This window comes from Monashia sp. HAY1-2A (genome assembly GCF_056755315.1).
The window spans coordinates 1-5,304 of the sequence record NZ_JBNDHY010000222.1 but is presented as its reverse complement, the minus strand read 5'-3'; the positions used below and the strand labels follow the sequence as shown (position 1 = coordinate 5,304).

The 5,304-nt window shown below is 72.9% G+C and carries 6 protein-coding genes; 3 read left to right on the top strand and 3 right to left on the bottom strand.

The genetic code is table 11. The features are described 5' to 3' along the window. The first annotated feature begins 216 nt into the window (after positions 1-216). Positions 217-738: a nitroreductase family protein gene (locus ACPYOM_RS20775; protein ID WP_481340935.1), complete on the top strand. Its 522-nt coding sequence runs from the start codon at positions 217-219 to the stop codon at positions 736-738. Positions 739-823: 85 nt separating this feature from the next. After that, a complete protein-coding gene (locus ACPYOM_RS20770) occupies positions 824-1,396 on the top strand; it encodes a DUF6529 family protein (RefSeq protein ID WP_481340936.1) in 573 nt (190 codons plus the stop codon). On the opposite strand, the gene ACPYOM_RS20765 is transcribed toward ACPYOM_RS20770, so the two are convergent. Beyond that, positions 1,393-1,614: a hypothetical protein gene (locus ACPYOM_RS20765; protein ID WP_481347404.1), complete on the bottom strand. Its 222-nt coding sequence runs from the start codon at positions 1,612-1,614 to the stop codon at positions 1,393-1,395. The genes ACPYOM_RS20770 and ACPYOM_RS20765 overlap by 4 nt on opposite strands. A 117-nt stretch (positions 1,615-1,731) precedes the next feature. Here ACPYOM_RS20765 and ACPYOM_RS20760 point away from each other — a divergent pair, with 117 nt between their 5' ends. Further along, a complete protein-coding gene (locus tag ACPYOM_RS20760) occupies positions 1,732-2,604 on the top strand; it encodes an NmrA/HSCARG family protein (RefSeq protein ID WP_481347403.1) in 873 nt (290 codons plus the stop codon). Between the two features lie 45 nt (positions 2,605-2,649). Here ACPYOM_RS20760 and ACPYOM_RS20755 read toward each other — a convergent pair whose 3' ends face one another. Next, positions 2,650-5,037 (bottom strand): molybdopterin-containing oxidoreductase family protein, encoded by a 2,388-nt coding sequence (locus ACPYOM_RS20755; RefSeq protein WP_481347402.1) that lies wholly within the window; start codon positions 5,035-5,037, stop codon positions 2,650-2,652. 70 nt (positions 5,038-5,107) lie between these two features. After that, the gene (locus ACPYOM_RS20750; protein WP_481342925.1) at positions 5,108-5,266 is read right to left on the bottom strand and encodes a hypothetical protein; all 159 of its coding nucleotides are present in this window, start codon (positions 5,264-5,266) and stop codon (positions 5,108-5,110) included. Positions 5,267-5,304: the final 38 nt, after the last annotated feature.

Here is a 5,304-nt window from a genome sequence, read left to right as displayed (position 1 = left end):
GCTCCATCCCGGCGCCCTCCGGCGCCCTTGCTCTGGTTGAGGCCCGTCCTGCGAAGCAGCCGGCCCGTCCGGACGCCGCGTGCGTGTCCGGACGCTGGTGCGGGCCTCGCAGAAGGTCACTGTTGGCCTTACCCCGAAAAGCGCGTCGGTCCACGTCCGTCTTTTCGTGACGACCACGAACCGAGGTGGCGACACCCGGCACCGGAGGCGCACGATGTGACCGTGGAGACGTGGGACGCCCTGCGGGCGCGGCGGAACGTACGGCAGTTCACCGAGCAGCGCGTTCCCGACGAGGCGCTCGACCGCATCCTCGATGCTGGGCGACGCGCCCCGTCGGCGGGCAACTGGCAGCCGTGGGACTTCGTGCTCGTCACCGACAGGGCGCAGCTCGTCGAGCTGGCGAAGGTCTGGCAGGGCGCCAGGCACGTCGCCGGTGCGGCGGCCGCGATCGCGATCGTCGCGCCGGAGCCGCAGGACGACCGACAGTCGGCCCTGCTCCAGTACGACCTCGGCCAGGCCACGTATGCGATGGCCGTCGCCGCGGCCGACCTGGGCGTCGGCACGGGCCATGCTGCCGCCGTCGACCAGGACCAGGCCAGGGCCGTCCTCGGCTTTCCCGACGGGCGGTTCCTCGCCTACCTGCTGGCCGTCGGCTACCCGTCGGACAAGCCGTTGGCCGTCATCGAACGGCCGGACCGGCGTCCCTTCGACGAGGTGGTGCACCGCGGCGGCTGGTGACCGGTCCGACGCCACACGCGGGTCGTCGGGCGGGCGTTCCGGCGTTCCGCTCCCGCACGAGCCGGCGCAGGAGCATCCTGACGCCATGGCAGACACCACGCCGTCGAGGAGCACCGCCGTCCCCCTGGCCGGGTTCGCCACCGGGGCCGTCGTTGCCCTGCTCGTCGGGGTGTTCGGCAAGGTGCACGACCCGACCCTCGCCGGCACGACGACGTTCGGCTTCCGAACGGTCGTCGACATGAAGGTCGTGCTGTCCGTGGTCATCGGGGTGCTCGCCGTGCTCCAGCTCGTCGGAGCGCTCTGGATGTACGGCCGGCTCGGCGTCCGGGCGCCTTCCTGGCTCGGAACGGCACACCGGGTCTCGGGCGCGGTTGCCGTCGTGCTCATCGTCGTCGTGGCCTACCACTGTCTGTGGGCGCTGGGCCTGGAGACCGGGACCTTCGCGAGCGGAGAGCCCGTGCCGATGCGGACGCTCGTGCACGGCGTGCTCGGCTGCGTCGTCATCGGGGCGCTGGTGGTCAAGGCGGTGGCGGTTCGCTCGAAGCGCGCACCCGGGTGGTTCCTGCCCGTGGCCGGCGGCCTGCTCTTCGCGCTCCTCGTCGTCGTCGTGCTGACGTCGGCCGCCTGGTACATCGCTGCGCGGGGCTGGCCCGCCTAGAGCTTGGTCATCTTGCGGAAGGGCGTCTTGATCCGGATCGTCCGGCTGCCGAAGACGACGGTCGCCCCGCCGGCGTCGATGCTCACGACCCGACCCAACCCGTAGGAGTCGTGCGAGACCCGGTCGTCGAGACCGAACTCCTCGACCGTCGGCTCCGGGTCAGGCTGGAAGGGGCTGCTGGCGTGACGGGGACGCGGGTGTGCAGGTGAGGGTGTCATTGCCCCCAGTATGCGCGCCGGATGCCGGGGCCGGAACTCCCGGAGGCCGCCGTTCCGGGGCCCGCGGGCGGGCGGTTCCGCGGCACACTGGAGCCAACGGTGCAGGGAGGAGGGACCATGGCGCGCGACGAGCAGGTCATCGTCGTCACGGGGGCAACGGGTCGGCAGGGCGGGGCCGTCGCGCGTCGGCTCCTCTCCGAGGGGTGGCGGGTACGGGGCATCACCCGGTCACCGGACTCGGCTGCCGCGCGCGAGCTGGCCGGCCTCGGCGTGGACGTGGTCGGCGCCGACCTGTCCGACCCCGACGCCGTCCGCCGCGCCTGCACCGGCGTCCACGGCGTCTTCAGCGTGCAGAACCCCATGATCAGCGGCGCGGACGGCGAGGCCGCCCAGGGCAGGAACGTCGTCGACGCGGCCGTGGCCGGCGGGGTGTCCCACCTCGTCTACGGTTCGGCCGGCCCCGGGACGCCGGGCAGCGGCGTCGCGGCGTGGGACGTGAAGCTCGAGGTGGCCGGCTACGCCCGCAGCCAGGGACTGCCGCTGACGGTGCTGCGACCCATGGCGTTCATGGAGCTGATGACCGACCGGGACCTCTACCCGCCCGTGGCGGCGTGGCAGCTGATGCCACGGCTGGTCGGTGAGGACCGCCCGATCCCGTGGCTGTCGGCGCAGGACGTGGGTGCCATCGCGGCGCGGACGTTCGCCGACCCGGCCACGTACGTCGGCGCAGACCTTCCGCTGGCCGGGGACATCCGAACACTGGCCGAGTGCCGCGCGCTCTGGCGTCGGGTGACCGGTCGGAACCCCCGGCGAGTACCGATGCCGGTGTGGCTGTTCCAGCGGTTCGTCGGCCCTGACCTGACCCGGATGTGGCGATGGCTGGCGACGAACGAGGTGCACGTCGACCCGGCGGACACCCGGACCCTCCATCCCGAGGTGGCCACCGTGGAGGAGTTCGTCCGACGACGGAGGCAACGCCCCGACGGGTGACCGGCCGGCGGGCAGCGCCCGCCGCAGTGTCGGGGCGGTTCGGTCTCAGGAAGGCTCGAGCGGCGAGGCGGGCGCGAGGTCGCAGAGGGACGCGCGCAGCGGCGAGCTGCCGCTGACGGGGTCGCTGGGCGACTGCCGCAGGACCAGGTTGAGGTTGACGCCGCCCATCTCGAAGGGGTCGGCGTGCGGCAGGTCGAGGGCGTCGCACCCCTGTGACCAGCCGTGCTGGGCGCACACCACTCCGGGGTCGAGGCCGGCGTTGAGCCTGGCTCGGGCCGTGACCGTCCCGTTCGGCGTGGTGATGCGCACCCAGTCGCCGGCCTCGATGCCGCGGGCCGCGGCGGTGTCGGGGTGCACCTCGACCTGCGGGTCGGGAGCGGCCCGACGCAGCTCGGCGATCTGGCGGTGCTGGGACTCGCAGTAGCGCAGGGACTTCGCGTTGGTGAGGACCAGGGGGTACGTGGCCGTGAGGTCCGGTCGGGACCGAGGACTGAGCGGAGGTTCGACGAACGTGGGCAGCGCCGGTTGGCCGTGCTGCGCCAGGCTCTGCGAGTACAGCTCCACCAGACCCGTCGGCGTCCGGAAGCCGTGGGCTTCGTGCTTGCGGTATGCGGTCGGCAGGTCCAGGGTGATGCCCCGGGGCTGGGCGCGCAGGGCCTCGAGCGTGATGCCGCTGGGGGCGAGCTGGTGTCGCCAGGCGGCCTCGAGGTCGCCGCCCCAGAAGTGCTCACCCAGGCCGAGGCGGTCGGCGAGGGCGAAGACGATCTGCAGGTCCGACCGCGCCTCGCCCCGTGGCGCGACGACGGGGCGCCGCAGCTGGACGTGCGACTGGGCGCGCTGGCTGACCTCGAAACCGACCCGCAGTGCCTCGGACTCGAAGGGGCTTGCCACGGGCAGGACGATGTCGGCCAGGTCGGCGGTGGGGCCGGGGAAGAGGTCGGCGTGCACGAAGAAGTCCAGTGATGCCAGGGCCCCCCGCACCCGGCCGCTGTCCCCGTGTGCCATGACGAGGTTGGCGCCGAAGTTGACCAGGGCCCTCGCCCGGTAGGGCCGGTGCTCCAGGGCTGCGGTGTAGAAGTCCTCGCCGGTGACGAACTCGAACCGCGCGGGGCCGAGCGGCCGGTGGTCCAGCCCGATGGCCCGGGCACGCTGCTCCGTGCCGAGCAGCTCGGGCCCGTCGACGGGGTTGGTCGGCACCGGCGTGAACAGCACGTTGCCACCGGGGGCGTCGAGGCACCCGGTCAGCGCGTAGAGGACGTTGATGCCGCGGATCATCTGCGTGGTGTTGGCGTGCTGCTCGACGCCGCTCCAGCTGTAGAACGCCACGGGGCGCGAGCTCCACAACGTGCGGGCGGTGGCCACGACGGCATCGGCGGACACACCGGTCACCGCCTCGGTCGCCTCCGGCGTCATCGCCTCACAGTGCACGCGCAGGTGCTCGAGAACCGGACGGCAGGGGACCGGCCCGTCGACCGTGTCGACCTCGACGGTGCCTGCCAGGGCGAGCCGTGACACCTCGGTCCCGTACGCCCGCAAGGTCGGGTCGTAGACGACGGGTCCGGAGCCCGAGCGGTCCCAGGCCACGAACCCGGCCCCGCCGGTCGGACGGGCCAGCTCGTCGGCGACGAGCAGCCGACCGGTGTCGAGGCGGACCAGCAGCGGAGCGTTGGTCCACTGACGCACGAACTCCTCGTCGTACCAGCCCTGCTCGAGCATGACGTGGGTCAACCCGAGCGCGAGCGCCGCATCGGTGCCGGGCCGGACCTGGAGCCAGTGCTCCGCCTTGCTGGCGAGCCCCGTGCGCCGCGGGTCCACGACGACGAGCCGGGCGCCACGGTTCACCGCGTCGACGGTCGCCGTGGCGTGCACGAGGCGGGAGACCGACGGGTTGTAGCCCCAGAAGAGGATGCAGCCGGCGTCGTCGAGGTCGGGCATGAACGCCCCGGGGACCGGTGCGCCGAAGGTGTAGGTCGATGCCAGGAACCGGCCCCAGCCGCACAGTTCCATCGAGCAGACGAAGTTCGGGGTGCCGAAGGCCCGGCGCAGCCGCGTGACCCAGTCCACCGAGTCGCTGAGGGCCGACGTGGACGGCGAGGCCGACCCGAACACCACCGCCTCCGGGCCGCTCTCCGCGGCGATCGTCCCCAGCCTGTCGGCGATCGCTCCCAGCGCCTCGTCCCAGCTGATCTGCTCCCACCCCGGGTCCGTCGCTCCCTTGGGACGGGTCCGACGAAGCGGATGGAGCAGCCGGTCGGGATGCTCGAGGATGTGGGGCGCGGCCTTGCCCTTCACGCAGACCGCCCGACCGGTGGGATGAGCCGGGTCGGGCCCGATCGCGGTGAGCCGACCGTCGACGACGGTGGCCGTCGCGCCGCAGCGTGAGACGCACATCGGACAGAAGGTGGCCACCTGGTCGGCACGCTCGGCGGGCATGGCGCCTCCAACGACAATCGCCGCGATCCCCGTCTCGCAGTCTAGGCGCGAGCGAGGGGAAGGTCAGGGTTCACGGCGACGAGCTCGCGTGGCCCTCCGGGTCCTCCTCCGGCTCGAAGGTGCTGCCTTCACCCTCGGTGCGACCGATCTCGACGCCGGCGGCCTCCTGCTCCGGAGCCTCCTCGCGCTCGGTCTGCTCGACGTCGGGGTCGTTCGGGGTGGCGCTCATGGGTCGTCTCCTGGGCTGGGCAACGGTGTGTCCTCCAC

What these genes read in the sequence shown, in the direction of transcription:
- ACPYOM_RS20770 (WP_481340936.1), top strand. Translation starts at nt 824, where the DNA reads ATGGCAGACACCACGCCGTCGAGGAGCACCGCCGTCCCCCTGGCCGGG.
- ACPYOM_RS20765 (WP_481347404.1), bottom strand. Translation starts at nt 1,614, where the DNA reads ATGACACCCTCACCTGCACACCCGCGTCCCCGTCACGCCAGCAGCCCC.
- ACPYOM_RS20760 (WP_481347403.1), top strand. Translation starts at nt 1,732, where the DNA reads ATGGCGCGCGACGAGCAGGTCATCGTCGTCACGGGGGCAACGGGTCGG.
- ACPYOM_RS20755 (WP_481347402.1), bottom strand. Translation starts at nt 5,037, where the DNA reads ATGCCCGCCGAGCGTGCCGACCAGGTGGCCACCTTCTGTCCGATGTGC.
- ACPYOM_RS20750 (WP_481342925.1), bottom strand. Translation starts at nt 5,266, where the DNA reads ATGAGCGCCACCCCGAACGACCCCGACGTCGAGCAGACCGAGCGCGAG.